The sequence below is a fragment of the Paraburkholderia lacunae genome (assembly GCF_003353175.1).
GTDB classification, from domain to species: domain Bacteria; phylum Pseudomonadota; class Gammaproteobacteria; order Burkholderiales; family Burkholderiaceae; genus Paraburkholderia; species Paraburkholderia lacunae.
In genome coordinates this window covers 44716-62635 of sequence record NZ_QHKS01000034.1, presented here as the reverse complement: position 1 = coordinate 62635, position 17920 = coordinate 44716, and the positions used below count along the sequence as shown (strand labels likewise).

The following is a 17920-nucleotide window of genomic DNA, read 5'->3' as shown; positions in this document are numbered from 1 at the left end:
CGACTTCCACTGTGGGAAGACGTTGAATGTTGGGACGCGTGATCAAGCTTGTAACGCTTCGGTTTCACTGCTCGTCTCCGCCAATGAGAAGCGCGTCTATTTCGCGCTCATATTGATTCAGATGTCGTTCGCCGAGTAAGTCGAGGCAGTGAACATACACGGTCGTCGATGATATCGACGCGTGCCCGAGCCGATCGCGTACCCAGGCGAGCGCATAACCGATGTTACGGTTTTGACTTTCCGCGTACAGTTCGAGCGTGGCGAAGGTGTGGCGCAGCATATGTGGCGTGACCTTGAAATCCAGTGACGGCTTCGCGGGAGGGGCTGGGCACCATAGTTTTCGATAGGCGTTACATAGACCTTTCTCGCTCCAGGGCGCCCCGAGCCGATTCAGAAACACGAACGGAGAAGCTTCCCCTTCTGTCATGCGATAGAGTTTGGCTCGCTCTGCTCCTTCGCCGAAGTTGGCGAAGTCAAACAGGTCCTTGATGAGTTGCCCGGAGGCGTAGATTCGGCGGGGACGGCCTCCCTTCAGTCTCATGTCAGACGGAGAGAGGTCAATCGCAATTCGACGTGAACGTCTATCTGGCGATGGATCGAACAGATATTTCATCGGGAACGTTCTGCACTCCTCGTTGCGCAAGCCGGTCTGAAGCATCAACTTTGTCATCAACCGGATAGTGTGGCCACCACAGTTCTGGAGAAGTACGCGACACTGATCGATAGTGAGAAACCGAATGGCGTGACGATGTACTTTAGGAAGCGTTGCTTCTCTGATCACGCGACCAAGCGACCTGCCTTCGGCACGCGATATCACGACGGCATCCCACGGAACACTGGCAATTCGACTACGCGCGACGGCCCACTGATAAAAACGCATGATCTGGGACAGCCTCCTGCGTACCGTGGCTGGTTGCATGGCGCGTTTCCCGGATCGGCTATCAAGCACGTCAAGCGACCAGTTGCGATACAGCGCGAGATTCGAAATCTCATCGACATCTTTGGAACGCAGTGGCAACTCGTCCCAGCTTAAAGAGTTAGCGTCGAGCCACGCGAAGTAATCGTAGATCGCCTCGGCGTAGCTCCTCCACGTTGCAGGACTTCTGATCCTGGGGTTTTCGAGGGCAACCCATAACAGGAAGTCGCTGGCCGGCTTGACCAGCTCCATATCTTCGTAACAGAGGAACGGAATGCCCTGGCGCGGCCGCCCTTTGTAGACGAAGTCGCTCGTCGTGTAAAAGAGCCTCACTTGAGCCCAGCTTCCGCACTGTTATGCGCGTCTATGCATATTTTTACGGACCGCACAAAGTCCAGGCCGGTGATATGGGCAGCAAGGTCGATTGCTCCTGCCCCGCCTCTTCCGCGCTTTGTTGGCGGTACGAGCTCATTGACCCAACGCTCGCCTGTGAACACGAATCGGAAGTCGCGCCCGGCATGGTTCACCTGTACGCGGACACTGTCGGACGAAACGGCCGATTTGTAGTCCCGGTCCAACTTGCAATACGCGCCGATGAAATGGAGCAGTACGTGGAAGGGCACACTTCTCGCAGTCTCGATCTCGTCACGAGTCCACGGTCCCATGGAAGCACTCCTGAACGACACTACTGCCACAAAATATAGACTACGAGGCCCCCTTCTAAGTAACTGTTACAAGCTTACAGTTCAGAACCTCATTGTTCACGAAATAAAGGGCTCGCGAGGCAAACATCGCAAGGTTGGCGTCTGTGCCGGTCAGCGCCGACAGGCCGCACTCGACCTGCTGTTCGAGCAGAAACACATCGCCGCCGATTATCCGGTGCCGGTGCGCATCGTCAGCGAGGGCGAAGCCCTTGCCATTTCGCTGATCGAGAACAGCGAACGCGAAGGACTCGACCCGTTCGACGTGCTGCGCGCCTACCGGATGCTGGCCGAGGAAGGTCGCAGCGTCGATTACGTGGCCGCGCTTTTCTCGGCCGCGCCGATCACGATCAAACGACGCATGAAGCTCGCCAGCGCCTCTCCGGAGCTGCTTGCCCTGCTGCGCGAGGACGCCATCACGCTCGACCAGCTTTCGGCGCTCGCGCTCACCGATGATCACGAAACGCAGGAGCGCATCTGGTTCGATGCAAACGAGTGGCAGCGCCAGCCCAACTATCTGCGGCAGGCGATCACGCGCACCGAGATTGACGCGAGCCGCAGCCGTCTGGTGCGCTTCGTGGGGCTGGACGCCTATGAAGCAGCGGGAGGTTACGTGAGACGTGACCTCTTCAGCGACGATGAAAACGCCGGATACATTGCCGACGCCGAACTGCTGCAACGTCTCGCCGCCGCGAAACTCGATGCCGCCGCCGAAGCAGTCCAAAGTGAGGGATGGGGCTGGACCGAAACGCGTATCGAGCGGGACGTGTTCGAACTGAACCGCTACGGCAGGCTGCAACCGGTGCAGCGCGCCCTCACCGACGACGAACAGAGGGAGATGGACACGCTCACCGCACAGCAGGACGAACTGGCCGAAAAGTTTGACGCCCTCGGGGAGGACGACGAAAACGCCTACGAGGAAGCCGAACGGCTCGAAACCGAAATCGAACAGGCGAACGCCGCCCTCATCGCGCTCGAAAGCCGCATGCTGACGTGGGACGTTCAGCAGATGGCCGAGGCGGGCGCATTCGTGATCGTGAGCCCGCAGGGCGAACTGGTGGTGGAACGGGGTCTGGTGCGCCGCGAGAACAGCGCGGCACTCGATGCGGCGGGCGCGACCGTGACCGGCACGCCGGAAGCGGACAGTGAACCGGACACGGCAGCACAACCAGCACAGAAGGAGAAGCCAGTTCACAGCGCGAAGCTCTGCCAGCGCCTGACCGCGCACCGTACCGCCGCCGTTCATGCGGAACTCATCGCGCAGCCGTGCATCGCACTCGCTGCCCTTCTGCACCGTGTCATTCCGGAAATCTTTCCGGAGCGGTACGGGCTCGGCTTCGCGCCGCACGCACTGGCACTGTCCTGTAACAGCAACCGGGACAGCCTGCTCGGCGCGGCGGACGACCTGCCCGCCACCACCGCGTGGGGCGTCATCGAAGCGCAGCGCGAACGCTGGGGCCGCGAACTGCCCGCGCGACGCGCGGACCTGCTGCCATGGCTGATCGAACAGGACCCCGGCACGACCCTGCTGGACCTGCTCGCCTTCTGCACCGGCACCCTGCTCGACGGCATCGCCGGGGAAGAAAAGCCTCACGCCATCAATGCGCTTGCCAGCGCGCTGAACCTCGACATGACGCGGTACTGGACGCCCACCCGCGCCTCGTATTTCGATCATGTCAGCAAGGCGCGTATCGCGGAAGTCGTCGCCGGCGCCGTGTCACCGAAGATCGCCGCCGATCTCGGCAAGATGAAGAAAGCCGATGCGGCAGCCGCCGCAGAACTGCGACTGGCGAAGTCGGCATGGTTACCGGAAATCCTCACTGACCGTGAAGTCCCTGCGGCGCGCTCCTACGGCGTGGCCCATGACGCGGATGAGGATGACGACGAGGAAGGCGACACCAGCGATGAAGCGCAGGACGGCGATGCGCAAGGCGACGACCACGGCCACGACCGCATCAACGGCACGGAACCCGGCGAAGGCGCCGGAACCCCGTCGCCGGTGGACGGCCCGACCGGGACACAGGAGCCCGCCGCGACAGACCGCAACGGTGCGCTATCCGCGTGGCCGTTCCCGACTGCCGCAACCGCAACGCCGCCTGACGACGCGTCAATGACGCATAACGCTGCGTGATCCGCGTGGGTTCCGCCGGCCAGTCCGGTGGAACCCACTGACCCGGCGCAGCCCGGCAGGACTGCGCCGCACTCCCGGCATGCCGTCAGGCGTGCATATCCGGACAGAGGCAATCATGAAACAATGCATCAAGGTCATCGTGATCGCGATCAACGACGGCTCCGGCCACGTTTTCACAACCCCGGTTGCAGTGACTGATGATGAATACCGCAACGGCAAACATTTCCGTATTGCTGTCACGCGGGCCACCGACACGAGCTTCGTGTCTCCCATGCTGGCACTGGAGGCCGACGATCTGGTCAGGCTGCTGATGGACATCAGCGCATTCATCGCGCGGCGCAACGCCATGCACTAGCGCATCACGCGACAGACCGGCCCCCCTTTCCACCTCTCGCGCCTGTCGCACCTGTTTGTTATCTCCGCCACACGGCCAGCCAGGCAGCTATTGCTACCGCACCGGCGGCCAGCACTGTTAGCCCGAGCGCCAGCGTGGCCTTCAGCGCGCGCCAGTACCGGCGCTCCAGTATTTGCGCCTCGGCCTGCGCCTGCCGCTCCGCTTCCAGCGTCGCCCGCCCGAAAGCCGCAACGGCCTCGTCAAGTCGCGCGCGCTGCTCACGTGCCGCGATGGTAAACGCGCCCACCAGACGGTTGCCCGCCGCACGCGCGATCCGGTTGGCGGCGCGGTCCACCAGCGCATCGAGCGCGGCCTCGTTCAGCGCCGCGAGAGCGGCCCGGTAGCGTTCCTCATGCTCGTGGATCATGTGCTCGGCAAGCTGTATCGTTTCCTTGCAACGCGCGAGCGCATCACGGTGCTGCGCCATCAGCACATCCGTCGCTTCCTTCGCTTCGGCACGCATCGTATCGAGGCCGCCCTCGCCCACTTTCCTGATGCGATCCGGCATCACCTCGTATAGCCGCGCATAGTATTCGAGCACGGCTAGTACCGACCACAGCGCATCGTTATCGCGCAGGTTCAGCGCCGCCGACACGCGTCGCATGCGCCCGATGCTCGCGTCGTCCGGGACTTCGCCCGACACGCCGAGGAACAGGCGCGCAAGCGGATCAGGCGGGGGCGCACGCCGCGTGCGTCCAGAACGTCGCGGGTGTGCCGAAAGTCCCGAGAGTCGGTCAGCCATCGGCAACGACACCGGTAAACATTGCGTCATAGAGCGAGCGCCAGCGCAACAGTTCGGCACGCTGCCCGATGGGCAGCGTCTCTGCCGCCTTGCGCACCGACAGGCGCTGGCTGCGCAGATCATCGGCCACGCGATCCGCAAGGTCCGGAAAATCCAGTGATTTCCCCTTCGCTTCGATCCCCTTGCGGATGTTCGAATCCTGATAGAGCGTGAACTTGTCTGCAGTGCCGAAGTAGGCGTTGCGCACCACGTGAGTGGTCGCATCGGGAAACGTCGCGCCGAACTCGCGCAGCAGTTCCAGACTGTCGCGCTGCCGGTTGATGACCCAGAACACAACGAGCCGCCGCGCCAGTTCATCGAGTGTGCTTGCCAGCGTTGCGCCATAGCGCGCCACGCCCGCCTGATTGCGTGCCGCCGTATTGACTATCACCACTGCATCGCGCTTCGCATCGCAGTAGTTGACGAGTCCAATCCAGCCATCCGCCTCGTCAAGGTCGAACGCCGCACATTCGATCTCTGCGTGGATCGCCTTCATGACATCCGGATTTGACGTGTCCGTCTCGATCAGTACGAGGCTCGCATCGCGCCGTTGCAGGTGATCGGCCAGCGCCAGCGCAACGATGCTTTTGCCCACGCCGCCTTTGCTGCCGCCTACCAGATAGATGGGGTTGAGGGTCGTTGTCATTGCCGTCCTTTACAGATCGTCGGTATCGGGTTTGATCGCGAATGCGAGCGAACCCTGTACCGGCATGGGTTGCGGTTTGACTTCTGCTTTCCCCCCATGCGGACGCCCTTCAGCGCGTCCGTCTGTACGCCCCTCAGGGCGAAGGCTGTTCGCGCGTGACGCGCCGCCCTGCGCTGCCGCATGCGCGCGGGACAGTGTTGCGACAGTTCCCGTTGCTGGCGCTCCGGTCAACGGACGTGCCGTGTTGCCTGCGCTGTTTCTCTTCCCGGTGCTGTTTCTCTTCCCTTCAGGACGCAGTGCATACCGGATCGTGCCAGCCGTAATATCGATGCCTGCCCGTTTTGCCTGCTCCGCGATCTGCTCCAGCGTGTACCCCTTGCCTTGCGCATGGCGGATAGGGGCACGCACCTCCTTCATCGCTTCGCGAACACTCAAACCGCGTTCGGCCTCCGGTTTTTCCGGCAGCGCATCGAGCGTCCGGGCAAACGCATCCCATTGCGATTTTGTATAGATCCTGGCAACAGGCATCGCCACCTCCAGCGCACATCTGTATACACCGCCTGCGCACCATCCTGCTCACGCGTAACGCACCTGTCAACGCCGTCCTTTTGCGCCGCGCGGCACCGTGGGAACTCCAGGGAACGCATGGGAACCCGGGGGAACAGCGCACTTTTTTTCACGTGTCGTACGCTCGCAACATTTCCACCCTGACGCATTCCCATTCACCGCCGTTGCGCATTGCGTTCCCGCTGAACACGGACACCTTGACGCCGCAACATCACCGCCGTTGACGCAACCGGTTTGCACATCCTTGTGAACCCTCAATCTGTGAGGTTTGCCAGCCGTTCGCCATTTCTGCGCACACAGCACGCTCACCTTGCGCCTTGTGTTACGCACCGCACCGGGCAGGCCCTGTATCCGCCGTGCGCGGACGATGGGCTTTCGCCCGTTTTCCGCGACGCAGTCGGAACGCATTGTATTGTTCCGCCAAAGCGCACTTTTAACGCACGCGGCTTGCGCCTTGAGTGATCACCTTGACGCACGCCGGTACACACCTTTGTATGCACGAGGTTTAACCTGAAACGGGAGACCATGACGCACGGGGTTACGCATTTTTTGCGCGCCCGAAAGCGCACGGCATTTACGCTTTCACGCCGACCGTTACGCCATTTCTTCGCACGGAGTTACGCAGCGTTTCTATAGCGCCTGACCTGTCATTTTCGTGAAAGCCGCTACCTCTGCGCAAAACGTTCACCCCGGGCGAAAAAAGGCGCAATGAAAACGAGTGATTGCAGGATAGGCTACCGCCGGTTTTGGGTGCCATGTGCAACGCACTTCCACTAGATAAACATGGTCCCTTGCGCTTGCCAACGAGCGCTCTCGTGTCGACCGGGATCCTGCTGCGTGTTCCGGTAATGTGATCGCTCAGATCAACGAGAATATGGCGAACTTTGTTCGTGGTCGGCGGAATGTTTGGAACTGTCGCGTTTTTGGGCATCCTGCGACTGCAGCTCAAGGCTTCCAGCCGGATTCTGCGCAACAGAATCGGCCACGCATGCGACGCAGCGGTCCCGGTTGGTTTTTTTCTTGCAAAACATTCGTCAGGCGTCGATAACCGCTGACATCGGCCATTCCCTTTGTTGCGCAACGCCTCGCCGTAGGCACCAAGAATCAACGATTGAACGCTCGTACTTTTTCTGCGTTTATCAGACGCACGTCGACGCGACAGGCATGTCAGCGAACTTAAAAAGTCAGCGCAGACCTCGCGCAACTTGGCCAAGGTTGCGGAAGCGGGAAATCTGAACGGCGCCAGGACAAAGACTGCGACGCCAGAACAGATGAAACTGTCGCGCCTGTGAGCAGAAAACAAGCGGCTGCAGACGGAACTTGAAATCGCAAAAAAACGGCGGCGCTCTTCGCGAAGGACCTCCTGTGAAGTACGCCTGGATTGATGTACAGTCCCGGCACTTTCCGTTGTCGGCGCTGTGCCTGGTCCTGTCGGTCAGTGTTAGCGGCTACCGTGCGTGGAAGCGTGGCGGCATGCGTGGGCGCAAGCGCCTGAGCGACGAACAACTGCTGACGCTGATCCGCACGATCCACGTGGAGGTCAAGGGCGCCTATGGTTCATCACGGATGATCAAAGAGATTCGCGCACAGGGCTCTCCGGCCAGCAAGCAGCGGGTTAAGCGGCTCATGCACGACAATGGAGTCCGGGCTCGTCACAAGCGACGTTACCGGGCACAAAGGCAGAAGCTGCACTCGCGTTCTCGCGGCTTCTGACCATCGAAGCATGAATATCGACCGAGATGCCATCGGCTCCTGAGCCCAAAGACCGTGCACAATTACGCGACGGGTTGGTTCAAATCGTCACCTCGACCAGATTGCCGTCCGGATCCGAAACAACGGCTTCAAAATAGCCGTCGCCCGTCCAGCGAGGACCCGATACCAGGGTCCCGTTGGACTCCGTCCGCCTCGCGACGGCGATCACGGCATCCTCAGTGCCGAGTGAAATCGCAATATGCGCCCAGCCGACTCGAGGGCCGTCCACCGAACGCGGCGCCAGCTTCGGCAAATGCATGAGTTCGATTGCCGGCCCCTCCGGCAAGCGCGCAAAGCGCGAACTGAATCCCCGCGTTCGTTCACTTGTGTATATCTCGCCGATCTCGGCCCCGAACATGTCGCGATAAAAGTCGGAGGCGCGATCGAGGTCATTCGTCCAGAGCGCAACGTGAGCGATTTTCATAAAACGATCTTCCGGAAAAAAGGAGCTGGAAACGCCGAACGGCGCATGAAGGTCCGGTGAGCCGGACGCGTTACCACCGGCCTAAGCCAAAGGCCTTCACGCAACACGGAATATCGCGACCTCGCCGCGCAAAGTCGAAGCCTGCCGCTCCATTGCGGAGGCCGCGCCAGCCGCCTGCTCCACCAATGCTGCGTTTTGTTGAGTCGTGCCATCCATCTGCGAGACCGCCTCATTGATCTGTTCGATGCCTCGCGCCTGCTCGCCGGACGCGGTGGCGATTGCTTCGACGATGTCGGTGACGCGTTGAATTGCGGAGCTAATCTGGGTCATGGTGCCGCCGGCACGCCCGACCAACTCGCTGCCAGACCGCACTCGCATGCTGGACTCGTCGATCAACTCTTTTATTTCTTTTGCGGCGCTAGACGAGCGCTGCGCAAGCGCACGCACCTCGCTTGCGACCACCGCAAAACCACGCCCCTGTTCGCCCGCTCGCGCCGCCTCTACCGCGGCGTTCAGCGCGAGAATGTTGGTCTGAAACGCGATGCTATCTATGACGCCGATGATTTCTCCAATCCGCCCGGAGCTTTGCTCGATATCACCCATTGTTTCGACTACCCGCTCGACAATCTGCGAACCCTCGAGCGCAACTTCCCGCGCGTTGCCGGCAAGGCCGGTTGCCCGGCTCGCACTTTCGGAATTCTGCTTCACGGAAACCGTCAGTTGCTCCAGGCTCGCGGCAGTCTCCTGTAGCGATGCCGCCTGCTCTTCCGTACGCGATGACAAGTCGGCGTTGCCTGTAGCAATTTGTTTGCTCGCGGCGGCGATCGCTTCGGCATTCAACCGAACGTTTCCGACCGTACTCGCGAGCTTGTGTTGCATACCGGCAATGCCCTGCATCAACTTCGACATCTCGTCCTTGCCACGAATGGCAATTGCGCGAGAGAGGTCGCCGTTCGCGATCTCCTGAAGCGAGTCCAATGCCTCGTCTAATGGTTTGACGATCGCTCGCCGAAGAAAGATCCAGCCCGCTGCGGCCGCAGCAACGCCGATCAGCATCAGGCCGGCGCCCACCATCTGCTGTATCCGGTAACGACGGGCATTCGCGGCGTTCTGCCGTTTGGCCTTCTGCAACTGGGATTGCTTCAGGCGGCTCGACGCGTCGGCCGCCATGCTGTACGCCTTCGGCAACGCGTCGAGTGAAATACGATTGACCTCGCCCTGGTTGTAGTTCTCGACGGCAATTCCGAAGTCCGCGATAACTTTCCTGAGTTCCGCGCGCGACTGTCGCAACGCCAGTGCAAGACGCTCGTCTTCAGCGTCGCACGGTAGCGCTTCGTATTTCCTGAACCAGTCATCGGATTGGTCCAATAGTGCGCTTGCCTGCTTGCGCAATTCGGCGTTCCCCGGCGCGGTCGGCTGCAATGCGATCTTGTCATACACGAACCGGCTGCGTCCGATATCGATTTCGGCATTACCCAGCGCATCGATCGCAGGTATCGTCACCTCGCTCGCTTCGTTCATCGAACGGTTAATGCTGCTCATGCCGTATAGACCGAACCCAATGGCCAATGCCAGAAGGAAACCCATAAACGCCATGCTAAGCCCGACACGGTCTCGAATCGTCATAGTGTTCATTGATATCGCGATCACTCTGCCGGTCGAACCAGCGTCTCCATCAGCGACTTCAGCTCACGGGCAACTAGATAGCCGTTCTGTTGCTGCTGGCGCTTGCAGAACAGTTCACAGCTCCACCATCCTTTGTATCCCGTCGCCTTCACCGCATCGGTCCATTCCTGAAGATTGAGTACTCCGGCGCCTGTCGGCACATCACGGAGCACGCTCTCGTCGGGAATGCCGCCGTCGAAACGAAGCGAATCGCAGACATGGACTCCGTAGATCAAATCTTTGTCCAGTCTGGCGACATCTTCAGGTGTGACGCCGGACGTGTAGCAATGCCAGTAGTCGATCACGACTTTCACGTTGCTGCGCCCGGCACGCTCGATCAATCGAAGCGATTTTTCAAGTCCGTTCACCGGCGACCATGAAAGCGTCTCCAGATACAACAACAGCCCTGCCTCCTGCGCCATATCGGCGAGCACAGCGAGATTCTTTGCGGTTATCGCAATCTGCTCGTCTTCTGGATAACCGAGAACACCAGCGTAGAGGTCCGTACGTCCCGATGAGGACCACTCGATCACGGCCTGAACGTTAACTGGCCCCGTCAGAACCTGAACGCCTTTTGCACCCGCCGTCGCCGCGAGACAGAAGATTTCCCGCGCTCTGCTCCAGAGCGCTTCGGCGTCCTCCCCCTGTCGCTCGATGTCGATGAGGAACCCCATGCCCGGTACGTACACGTCGGCAAGAAGCTGCTTCAGGTCGCCGCTCGAATAGCCCGCGCCGAGATAGCTCTCCATCTTGCTGCTGGATAGCTCGACACCGTCGAAGCCTACGGATCTCATGATGTCGATGTCCGTAACCAAGTTCGAGTATTTCGTTACGGTCGCGTGTAGGACGAGTGTGTCTTCCTTCCCAGGCATCTCCGATTCCTCTGGTCTATTGCCACGATAAGGCGCCACTCGTCCGTTTTATCGGGCCAATGACGACGATCGGCGACCAGTTTGACCACCCAATATTCGCATAGCAATTTCGCAACCGCATCATTCGCAGACGCAACACGACGCACTTATCCCGACGAAGCAACTCGACGCGAGGCGCGCGTCAGTTAGCGTCGCAAAACTCAAAGTAGCGAAATTGCATACGTTAATTTGCCCTCGAATACTCGGGACTGCGCTCACCCATCGGAAGTGGTGAATGTCAGCGATGAATATCGAAACCTATGAGGAGATTGTGCTGTGAAACTGAAATCGAAGCAGGGGCAAGTATTGGCGCGTGTTGTCGCATCCACGGTGGCAGGCCTCGCTATTAGCGGCATCGCTACTGCGCAGACCCAACAGGTCGAAGTGGTTCACCAATGGACCTCGAGCAGCGAGTCGTACGCACTTCAAGCCCTCAAGGATGGCCTGCAAAAAAAGGGAATGGGCTGGAAAGATAGCGCTATCGCCGGCGACGACGGAGCAAACCAGCAGCAAGCGCTTCAGGCCCGTCTGGCTGCCGGCAACGCCCCTGCAGCCGCTCAGGCGCAACCTCAACTGCTGTATGCCTACGCTGAGCAGAACGAGCTTGCGAGCCTCGACAGCTATGCGAAAGCCGGCAACTGGGACCACCTCCTTACGCCGGAGCTGATTCCCTATCTGAAGTACAAGGGTACCTGGTACGGTGTGCCGATGGATGAACACCGCGAGAACATGTTCTGGATCAACAAGAAGATCCTTCAGAAATACGGCGATAAAGTCCCGACCACGTGGGACGAATTCAATACTCTCGCCGAAAAGATGAAGAAGGACGGCATCATTCCTGTGGCGCTCGGCGGAGAAGACTGGCAGGAAGCTGAGATCTTCAGCGATCTCGTTCTCGGAATGGGCGGCCCGGCGTTCTACAAGAAGGCGATCATCAATCATGACCCGGCCACCGTTCAAAGTCCGACGATGGTCAAGGTCTTCGACGAACTCCGGAAGATCATTAGCTACACCGATCCGAATAGGGCGGGTCGCGACTGGAACGTCGCCACGCAGATGGTCATCGACGGCAAGGCCGGCATGCAGATTCACGCGGACTGGGCAAAGGGTGAATTCCTTCGCGCAGGCAAGAAGCCCGGCGTCGACTTCGTCTGCGCCGCAACGCCCGGAAGCGGTCATGCGTTTATCTGGGTTCTGGACTCGTTCGCGTTCTTCAAGCAGAAGAACCCGGCTGCGCAAGCGAATCAGGCATTGTTGGCGAATACCGTGATGGACCCGGACGTGCAGCAGAACTTCAACCTGCGCAAGGGCTCCTTGCCGCCGCGGATCGACGTCGCGCAGGACAAGTTCGACGACTGCGCAAAAACGAACTTCGCGGACCGTGCCGCGGGCAATAAAGCAGGCGAGGTCATACCGTCGTTCATCGAAAACGCGGCACTCGAACGCGATATCCGTGCGGCTTACGTCGATGTCGTCACGCAGTTTGTGAACACCCCTTCAATGACGTCAGCCGACGCCGTCAAGAAGCTCGTCGCGGCCGCTAAAAACACCTGATTGCGACGCGTACCGGCTCCCCTTTCGATAGAATGGGGAGCGGGCAGAACAACCTTAAAACACGCGCTCCGTGCGAGCGTCAGACCAGACTGATCACTTTGCCGCTCGGCCGATTCGCTTCAGCTTTTGCCTTAGCGCCAATGTCACGGCCACGAATCAGGTCAGAGACTTTCTCGCCGATCATGATGCAGACAGCGTTCGGATTGCCTGAAATGAGATTCGGCATAACCGACGCATCCGCGACCCGCAAGCCTTCAATACCGCGCACACGGAGTTCCGGGTCCACTACGGCAAGATCATCGGTGCCCATCCGGCACGTACCCGCGGGATGGAGCGCGGCGTGCGCCTCCTGCTGGCAGAAGCGGCGTAGTTCTTCGCGGTCCAGCACGGGCTGAAATGGCACGAAACGCCGCTCGATATATTTCCCTATAGCCCGCTGAGCCATGATGTCCATCGCCTTCGCGCATCCCTCCACCACGGCGTCGAGATCATAGGGGTCGCTGAAATACATCGGAGCGACGCGCGGAACGTCTAAAGGATCGCGACTGTTCAACGTGACGAACCCACGCGAGCGCGGTCTGATTTGTCCGAGATTGACGGTGCAGCCGTTACCTCCCGGCACGCCGTCGACACCTTCTTCAATCCCTGCTCCCACTACCAGGAAATACTGGATGTCAGGTGTCAGTTCCGAGCGATTTCCCCACCAGAACGCGCCGCCCTCGATCAGATTGGATGCCGCCGGCCCGCTCTTGAAAAGCGCGTATTGCAGACCCGCCATGGCCTTCCAGCGCAGCTTCTTGTATTTATCGTAGCTGTACGGCCCTTTCAGCTGATACACAAGGGAGATCTCGATATGGTCCTGCAGATTCTCTCCAACACCCGCGAGGTCGGCATTGACCTCAATCCCGTGCTTCGCGAGCTCCTCTTTCGGTCCAATGCCTGACAGCATCAGGAGCTTGGGCGAATTGATCGCGCCGGCGCAGAGAATGACTTCGCGCTGTGCCCGCAACTGCTTTGGCTTGCCGTCCTCGACGAATTCGACGCCGACCGCGCGGCCCCGCTCGATGAGAATCCGCGTCACGCGGATGCCCGTGCGCACTGTCAGGTTGCGTCGCCCTTCGGCGGGGCGAATATAGGCAACCGCCGAGCTGCTCCGTTTGCCGTCGCGCGCGGTGATCTGATAAAGCCCGCATCCCGTTGGGTCGCCCGAGTTGAAGTCCTCGTTATAGGGGAGACCGGCTTGCTGACACGCTTTCAACCATGCTTTTGTGAGAGGGTGAATATGGCTGATATCGGACACGCCGAGCGGCCCACCTACACCGTGATTTTCACTGCTGAAGCGCTCGTTGTCTTCCGCCCGAAGAAAATACGGCAGGACATCCTCATATCCCCAGCCGGTGGCGCCGGAGTCGCGCCACTGGTCGTAATCCGACGGCACGCCGCGAATGTAGATCATCGCGTTAACCGAGCTTCCTCCGCCGAGCACGCTCGCCTGCACCATCGTCGGCATTTCCTTGCGGCCCTGCTCGGCCATCGGCACCCACGGAATGCGCTTCAGCCACGGGCCTTGCGCCGTCTTGTAGTAAGCGCCGGGAATGTGAATATAAGGGCTGCGATCGCGCGGCCCTTCCTCGAGCAGCGTCACCGTCGAGCCGCTGTCTTCGCTTAGGCGAGATGCAATGACGCACCCTGTCGATCCGCCGCCCACCACAATATAGTCAACCATCGCAATGCCCATCCTTTCCTGTTTCTAACTTCCCGTTCCGGCTACGCATTCACGAATGCGAGCGCCTGTCGTTCTCGAAGGCCACGCGCTCTTCTTGCGTCAGCGGCAATGTCGTGGAGCGGCCCTCTGTTGCTGAAATCGCCGCGGCTTCCAGAAGAGCGATGAGCGCAACCGCTTCAGCCGGTGCGACCGGGTTCGGGCCTTCACCGCGTATCGCGCGTTCCAGTTGGACGTAGAACTGTGACTGGTCACCTCGCGTTGCCGGTACCGCACGTCGTTGCGCCGAAGCGTCAGCCGCGTCGAACACATACACATCGTCCGGGTCGACTCCGTACGACGGGTCGCCCGGTAGCAGACCTGCAATCAACTGGTGCTCCTGAATGTCCTGCGCCTGCTTCATCACCGAACGCTTCGTGCCGTGGACAAGGAAGCGCATGCCGAATCCCGGCACCACTTGAGCACCGCGCAGAACAACTCTCATGCGACCGTACTCGAGGATGACCGTGAACCAGTCGTCGGTCCTCGCCCCCGCTCGCTGCTGCGCGAACGATGCGGTCACGCGCTCCGGCAACCCGAATTGCAACAGCACCTGATCGGCAACATGAGGGCCGAGGTCGAACCATGTCCCACCGGCAGGCACGGGTTCTTCGCGCCAGGCTTGCGGGACGTTCGGCGCGTACCGGTCGATGTGCGATTCGAAATGGACAATATCGCCGAGACTCTCGTTGCGGATCGCATCGCGCACGGTCAGATAGTCGCTGTCCCAGCGGCGATTCTGGAAAACGGCCAGATGTCTGCCGACACGTTTTGCCAACACCGCCAGTTCTCGCGCTTCGTTGAGCGTCGGCGTGAACGGCTTTTCAACGACCACATGTTTACCGGCCTCGAGCGCGAGCTTCGCGAACCGATAATGACTTTCGTTGACGCTCGCGACGATCACGAGGTCCACCGACTCGGCAACGGCCGCGCGTTCCGGGCTGATAATCTCGATAGACGGATCGTCGAGCTCGACCTGATCCGGGCGCTGAGTGCCGATGGCGACCAGTTGCATACCCGGCACGCTGGAGATCAGCGGCATATGAAAGTGACGGGTAACGAATCCATAGCCGATGATCGACACCCTGATCTTTTTGTCTTGCACAGCACGTCTCCTCTGAATTGCGCGGCAGCACGCAACATGCGCGTCCATACCCTATCGTCTGCGACTAATAACGCGGCATCAATTTCGCGAGCACTGCATTCCTGACGCAAGCCGGCGCGCGGATTGCGTCACGGTGCGTCCTACCAGTCAGAACTTCGCGCACGTCGTTCATCGCGTCACGGTGCGTCATCAAAAGTCGGTTTGCGAAGTTACATCCACGCAAGGCGCTCATTACACTCGAAGGCCGGCGCCCTCAAGGCGCGTGCCTGAATTCACTCAGCCATTACCCAAAGATCACATGGCCACCACAAGCGTCAGCCGAAGCTTTGCGTCTTCCTCGTCCGCGCGCGCTTCCACCCGTGCCGGCTTCTTCTCCTTCGGATTGTTCCTTTCCGCGTGGGCGCCTCTAGCGCCGCTGGCCAAACTACGTCTGCATCTGTCCGATAGTCATTTCGGCCTCGCGCTCCTCTGCTTCGGCCTCGGTTGTCTCGTCGCGATGCCTGTCGGGACCGCTCTCGCGGCGCGCTTTGGATGCAGGAAAGTCATCCTGTCGGCGGGTCCCGTGGTGTGCGCGTGTCTCTATCTGCTGGCGACTACTGAAAATCCCGCGGTTCTCGTCGCCAGCCTGCTGGTTTTCGGATCGGGACTGGGGGTCACCGAGTCGGCGATGAATCTCCAATCCGCCGTCGTACAACGATCGCATGATGAACCGCTGATGTCCGGTTTCCATGCGTGGTTCAGTATCGGCTGCATTGCCGGCGCAACCGGCGTGAGTACATTGCTCTCAGCGGGTTTGAGCGCCGAGTTCGCTGTCGGCTGTATCAGCGCGATCCTCATCTTCATCTGGAGCTACTACGGTAAAAACTTTCTCGCGGCCACGAGTGACGGTTCGAAGTTCGCTCTGACACTCCCCAAAGGACGTGTTCTCTGGATCGGCGTGCTTTGCTTCATCTCGTTTCTTGCAGAGGGCGCAATGCTCGACTGGAGCGGCGTGTTCCTCACTACGGTGAAAGACTTCGATCCTTCTCGCGCGGGCTATGGTTATGCCGGCTTCGCGGTGGCCATGACCGCGGGACGTCTATCGGGCGATTTCCTTTCCAGGTCGCTGCAACCCCGGCGTGTTCTCTGGGCAGGCGCGCTACTCGCGGCGCTCGGCATCGCGTCGCTCGTGGCATCGAACCATTGGCTGCTCCTGATGCTGTCATTCGCCTTCGTGGGATTCGGGCTGGCTAACATCGTACCGAGCCTCTTTCTGGTCGTCGCACGACAACACGTGATGCCGATCGCGGTTGCGATGCCTGTCGTCGCCACCATCGGCTACGCAGGCATGCTGACCGGGCCCGCCTTTCTCGGCAACATCGCCGAGCACGCCAGCCTGCAGACGGCGTTTCTCACCATCGCCGCGATGCTCTTCGTGATCATCGCAACCGCGAAGGTCGCAGATTGATCCGGCTGACTACGCTTCGCGAAGAACCGTTCGCGCACTCGCCCCGATAACAGCAAGCAGAACGACGACCGCGAGAAACGCCGAGGCCAGCGTGGTATAGCGTGCAATCGCGCCGATGAGCGCGGGTCCGACGAAGATCCCGCAATAGCCGATCGTGGTCATCGCCGCGACGGCGGCGCTCGTCGGCATCCGCTTCTGCTTGCCGACCGACGAAAACAACACCGGCGCGATGTTCGAACAACCCGCGCCGACCAGCGCGTATCCCAACAGGTCCACCGCCCAAGACGTCGCGAAGGCCGTGAGCGCAAAGCCGGCCGCGGCACATAAGCTGCCTGCGATCACGATACGGGTTCTACCGAGACGACCGACCATCCTGTCACCCATCAGTCGGCCCGCTGTCATCGTTGCCGCAAACGCGGCGTATCCGTATCCAGCGTACGCGTGGGACATGCCACGCTCCGCCGTCAGGAATACGCCGCTCCAATCCAGCACGGCGCTCTCAGCCAGAAAGACAATGAACGTGAAGACACTCAGCACCAGCACGATTCCGCGCGGCACGGCGAAAAGCGTTGCCTGACTCGTCTGCGGTTCCGCTATGAGCGCGGGGTATGCGTAGCACAGCGCGACGACCATCAGCAGCGTGGCGACGATCGTCGATGCACTGTGCGATAGACCAGCGGTAAGGAGCAGGCTCGCACCCGCTGCGCCGCCAATTCCGCCGACACTGTAGAACGCGTGAAATCCCGACATGATCGATCGCCCGCTCTCACGCTCGACTTCGATCGCCTGGAAGTTCATCGCGACATCGACCACGCCTGCCGACATGCCGAACAGCGTCAGCGCACAGATCTCGGATCGCACATCGTCGACGAACGCAAGCGCGGGAAGCGTTGCGCAAAGCACCACGGTCGCAAGCGTGATCACCGCGCGGCAGCCGAATCTCGCCGCGAGGCCGCCGGCAAATGGCATCGCCGCCATGGAACCCGCACCTAGGCAAAGCAATAGAAGCCCGAGTTGGCCATCGTCAAGTCCGATTCTGGCTTTGACGAATGGCACGAGCGGGGCCCACGACGCTCTTCCGTAACCGGCTACGAGGAAGATTGCGCGCGTCGCGGTCTGGCGAGTGCTGAACGAAGTCCTGCGTAAAGCGAGATCAGAAGGCAT

The 17920-nt window shown here is 60.4% G+C and carries 14 protein-coding genes and 1 pseudogene; 5 read left to right on the top strand and 10 right to left on the bottom strand.

Features of this window, described 5'->3' with window-relative positions; genetic code table 11:
• Nucleotides 1-64: 64 nt before the first annotated feature.
• Nucleotides 65-1249: a tyrosine-type recombinase/integrase gene (locus DLM46_RS33510; protein ID WP_115108194.1), complete on the bottom strand. Its 1185-nt coding sequence runs from the start codon at nt 1247-1249 to the stop codon at nt 65-67.
• A 330-nt stretch (nt 1250-1579) separates the two neighbouring features.
• Here DLM46_RS33510 and DLM46_RS33500 point away from each other — a divergent pair, with 330 nt between their 5' ends.
• Both DLM46_RS33500 and DLM46_RS33495 read left to right on the top strand, forming a co-directional pair.
• Nucleotides 1580-3748, top strand: coding sequence for a ParB/RepB/Spo0J family partition protein (locus tag DLM46_RS33500; RefSeq protein WP_244306464.1), 2169 nt, complete (start codon nt 1580-1582; stop codon nt 3746-3748).
• Nucleotides 3749-3863: 115 nt separating this feature from the next.
• A complete protein-coding gene (locus tag DLM46_RS33495) occupies nt 3864-4103 on the top strand; it encodes a hypothetical protein (protein WP_115108190.1) in 240 nt (79 codons plus the stop codon).
• A 58-nt stretch (nt 4104-4161) separates the two neighbouring features.
• Here DLM46_RS33495 and DLM46_RS33490 read toward each other — a convergent pair whose 3' ends face one another.
• The 3 genes from DLM46_RS33490 to DLM46_RS33480 are packed head-to-tail and all read right to left on the bottom strand — an operon-like array spanning nt 4162 to nt 6097.
• Nucleotides 4162-4884 carry a hypothetical protein gene (locus tag DLM46_RS33490; protein ID WP_244306463.1) on the bottom strand — a complete coding sequence of 241 codons (723 nt, stop codon included), beginning with the start codon at nt 4882-4884 and terminating at the stop codon, nt 4162-4164.
• Nucleotides 4877-5569, bottom strand: a complete 693-nt coding sequence (locus DLM46_RS33485; protein ID WP_115108187.1) for a nucleotide-binding protein — start codon at nt 5567-5569, stop codon at nt 4877-4879. The genes DLM46_RS33490 and DLM46_RS33485 overlap by 8 nt, the downstream gene beginning before the upstream one ends.
• Nucleotides 5570-5578: 9 nt before the next feature.
• The gene (locus DLM46_RS33480; RefSeq protein WP_115108185.1) at nt 5579-6097 is read right to left on the bottom strand and encodes a hypothetical protein; all 519 of its coding nucleotides are present in this window, start codon (nt 6095-6097) and stop codon (nt 5579-5581) included.
• Between the two features lie 1211 nt (nt 6098-7308).
• Here DLM46_RS33480 and DLM46_RS33475 point away from each other — a divergent pair.
• Nucleotides 7309-7828, top strand: a pseudogene (locus DLM46_RS33475) (IS3 family transposase); the annotation flags it as partial.
• Nucleotides 7829-7928: 100 nt separating this feature from the next.
• Here DLM46_RS33475 and DLM46_RS33470 read toward each other — a convergent pair.
• The 3 genes from DLM46_RS33470 to DLM46_RS33460 form a co-directional block, all read right to left on the bottom strand.
• Complete coding sequence (locus tag DLM46_RS33470) at nt 7929-8312, bottom strand: VOC family protein (protein WP_115108183.1); 384 nt, start codon at nt 8310-8312, stop codon at nt 7929-7931.
• 96 nt (nt 8313-8408) lie between these two features.
• Nucleotides 8409-9938, bottom strand: a complete 1530-nt coding sequence (locus DLM46_RS41025; protein ID WP_279635254.1) for a methyl-accepting chemotaxis protein — start codon at nt 9936-9938, stop codon at nt 8409-8411.
• A gap of 20 nt (nt 9939-9958) precedes the next feature.
• Nucleotides 9959-10771: a sugar phosphate isomerase/epimerase family protein gene (locus DLM46_RS33460; RefSeq protein WP_244306462.1), complete on the bottom strand. Its 813-nt coding sequence runs from the start codon at nt 10769-10771 to the stop codon at nt 9959-9961.
• 393 nt (nt 10772-11164) lie between these two features.
• Between DLM46_RS33460 and DLM46_RS33455 the strand changes: the two genes are divergently transcribed.
• A complete protein-coding gene (locus DLM46_RS33455) occupies nt 11165-12442 on the top strand; it encodes an ABC transporter substrate-binding protein (protein ID WP_115108176.1) in 1278 nt (425 codons plus the stop codon).
• Nucleotides 12443-12521: 79 nt separating this feature from the next.
• Here DLM46_RS33455 and DLM46_RS33450 read toward each other — a convergent pair whose 3' ends face one another.
• Together DLM46_RS33450 and DLM46_RS33445 are read right to left on the bottom strand one after the other, a co-directional pair.
• Nucleotides 12522-14168, bottom strand: coding sequence for a GMC family oxidoreductase (locus DLM46_RS33450; RefSeq protein WP_115108174.1), 1647 nt, complete (start codon nt 14166-14168; stop codon nt 12522-12524).
• Between the two features lie 49 nt (nt 14169-14217).
• Nucleotides 14218-15309: a Gfo/Idh/MocA family oxidoreductase gene (locus DLM46_RS33445; protein ID WP_208866380.1), complete on the bottom strand. Its 1092-nt coding sequence runs from the start codon at nt 15307-15309 to the stop codon at nt 14218-14220.
• 298 nt (nt 15310-15607) lie between these two features.
• Between DLM46_RS33445 and DLM46_RS33440 the strand changes: the two genes are divergently transcribed.
• A complete protein-coding gene (locus tag DLM46_RS33440; protein WP_115108170.1) occupies nt 15608-16756 on the top strand; it encodes an MFS transporter in 1149 nt (382 codons plus the stop codon).
• Between the two features lie 9 nt (nt 16757-16765).
• Here DLM46_RS33440 and DLM46_RS33435 read toward each other — a convergent pair whose 3' ends face one another.
• Nucleotides 16766-17920 carry an MFS transporter gene (locus tag DLM46_RS33435; protein ID WP_115108167.1) on the bottom strand — a complete coding sequence of 385 codons (1155 nt, stop codon included), beginning with the start codon at nt 17918-17920 and terminating at the stop codon, nt 16766-16768.